General features: G+C 75.5%; 1 protein-coding gene. It reads left to right on the forward strand.

Annotated elements, in window-relative coordinates:
- Positions 1 to 142: 142 nt before the first annotated feature.
- Entirely contained in the window at positions 143 to 2,113 is a 1,971-nt protein-coding gene (locus AOK15_RS02130; protein ID WP_055512089.1) for an NAD-binding protein, read from the forward strand.
- The last annotated feature ends 348 nt before the right edge of the window (positions 2,114 to 2,461 follow it).

A 2,461-nucleotide genomic window follows, 5' to 3' on the forward strand; every position in this document is an offset into this window, starting at 1 on the left:
CAGCCAGCCCGTTCCGGGCCGTCGGACCGGCCCGGAACGCCCGAACTCCCAAGCGGCGCCGGGCACACCGGCCGGCCCGCCCAGACCCGGCATCCTCGCCGGACTCGGCGGGCAGCGCGGACCGGCCGATTCCGGAGCGCACATGGTCGTCTGCGGCGACGACGGCCTCGCGCACCGGCTCGCCGCGGAACTGTGCACGGTGTACCGGGAGCAGGTGACGCTCGTGGTGCCGCCGACGGCACGGGTCGCACCCCGGCCGGTGGTGGGCCGCACCCGGGCCGCCACGATCCTCGACCGGGTCTCCGCGGCGGTCAACCGCGCGGCCGGCAACGGCGATCCGGCGACCACCGACCGCACCGGTGCCGCCGCAGGCACCGGCACCGGGGGCGACCGGACCGCGGCTCCGGGCATCGCCCCGCACGGCGAGCGGCTCCTGGAGGCCGGGGAGGCCACGGAGGCGGTGCTCGCCGAGGCCGGGGTGGAGCGGGCCGCCGCGCTGGCGCTCGTCTACGACGACGACGAGACGAACATCCGCGCCGCCCTCACCGCCCGGCGACTCAACCCGAGACTGCGGCTCGTCCTGCGGCTCTACAACCGTCGGCTCGGCCAGCACATCGAGGAACTCCTCGACCGGGCGGCCGCGTTGGCGACGGGCGGCAACGCCGACGACGGGGTCGACGGGGTCGACGGGTTCGGCGCCTCCACGACCGTCCTGTCCGACGCGGACACCGCCGCGCCCGCGCTCGCCGCGACCGCCGTCGCCGGCACCACCAAGGTCGTCCAGACGGACGGGCTGATGCTGCGGGCCGTGGAACGCCCGCCGGGACACACCGGCCAGGGCCCCGGCCGCGGCCTGTGCACGCTCGCGCTGCTGTCGGCCACCACCAACGACCCGGCGGGCGCCGACGGTTCGGAGGGCAGCGGGGAGCGCGGCCCCCAACTCCTGCCCGACGAGCGGGCCGTGGCCGAGGCCACCGGGCGCGGGTCCATCGTCCTGGACACCGTGCGGTACGCGGGCCCCGCGCTGCCGGCGGGCCGGTCGGGCGGCGGCCCGCTCGGGGCGGTCGGCGCGTTCAGGTCGCTGTTCTCCCGGCGGCTGCGGTGGTCGCTGGCGGGGCTGGTGGGCTGTGTGTTCGCCCTCGCCGTCGCACAGATGGTGACGACCGGGGAGCATCCGCTGGGGGCGACGTACACGACCCTGCTCGACCTCTTCGCGATCAACGACCCGGCGACCGAGGGCAGCGACTCCCGGAAGGTACTCCAACTGCTGTCGGGCCTGATGGGCTTACTCCTGCTGCCCGTGCTCCTGGCGGCCGTGCTGGAGGCCCTCGGCACCTTCCGCAGCGGCTCCGCCTTCCGCAAGCCGCCGCGCGGGCTCTCCGGCCACGTCGTCCTCCTCGGCCTCGGCAAGATCGGCACCCGTGTCCTGGCCCGACTGCGCGAACTGCACATCCCCGTGGTGTGCGTCGAGGCCGACCCCGAGGCCCGCGGTCTCGCGGAGGCCCGGCGGCTGCGGGTACCGGTGGTGCTGGGCGACGTGACACAGGAGGGAGTGCTGGAGGCCGCGAAGATCAACCGCGCGCACGCGCTGCTGGCGGTCACGAGTTCCGACACGACGAACCTGGAGGCGGGCCTGTACGCGCGTTCGGTACGCCCGGACCTGCGTGTCGTCCTGCGCCTGTACGACGACGACTTCGCGACCGCCGTGTACCGCACGCTCCGCGCCGCCCACCCGCACGCCCTCACCCGCAGCCGCAGCGTCACCCATCTCGCGGCGCCCGCGTTCGCCGGCGCGATGATGGGCCGCCAGATCCTGGGTGCGATCCCCGTCGAGCGCCGCGTCCTTCTTTTCGCCGCCGTCGAGGTCCGGGGGCACCCCCGGCTGGAGGGACGCACCGTGGCCGAGGCGTTCAGCGCGGGGGCGTGGCGGGTCCTGGCGCTCGACACGGCCACGGATCCCGCGGAGCGGGCCGGCGGGCCGACCGCCGGGTCGGGCCTGATCTGGGACCTGCCCTCCACGTATGTGCTCCGCGCCGAGGACCGCGTGGTCCTGGCCGCGACCCGCCGCGGCCTGGCGGAACTCCTGGGCCGCCGGACCCGATCCGCGTCGTAGAAAGCTGGGGCGCCTCATGGCTCGGGGGGGGCACCGTTCTCGGGCGGGTGCGGATGGGTTCGTGGTTGCTCGCGCAGTTCCCCGCGCCCCTGAAGGGACGGGCCTGCGGCCCGCCCTTCCTCAGGTGTCGCCGTTGAAAAGCACGGGGCGCGGCCCCGGTCGCTTTTCAGGGGCGCGGGGAACTGCGCGAACAACCCCCACCTACCCGCACTCGCCAACGAATCGCGCACCCTGGAGCCATGAGGCGCCCGGCGCCCGGCGCCCGCCAGCGCCCTCCGGTGGAGTACTCCGCCGAACGGGTGTTCGCTGGACAGGGGGCGCAAGGAGCCCTGTCGCTTCTACACATCT

It is taken from the genome of Streptomyces ossamyceticus (assembly GCF_001418475.1).
GTDB classification, from domain to species: Bacteria; Actinomycetota; Actinomycetes; order Streptomycetales; family Streptomycetaceae; genus Streptomyces; species Streptomyces ossamyceticus.

What these genes read in the sequence shown, in the direction of transcription:
- AOK15_RS02130 (WP_055512089.1), top strand. Translation starts at nt 143, where the DNA reads ATGGTCGTCTGCGGCGACGACGGCCTCGCGCACCGGCTCGCCGCGGAA.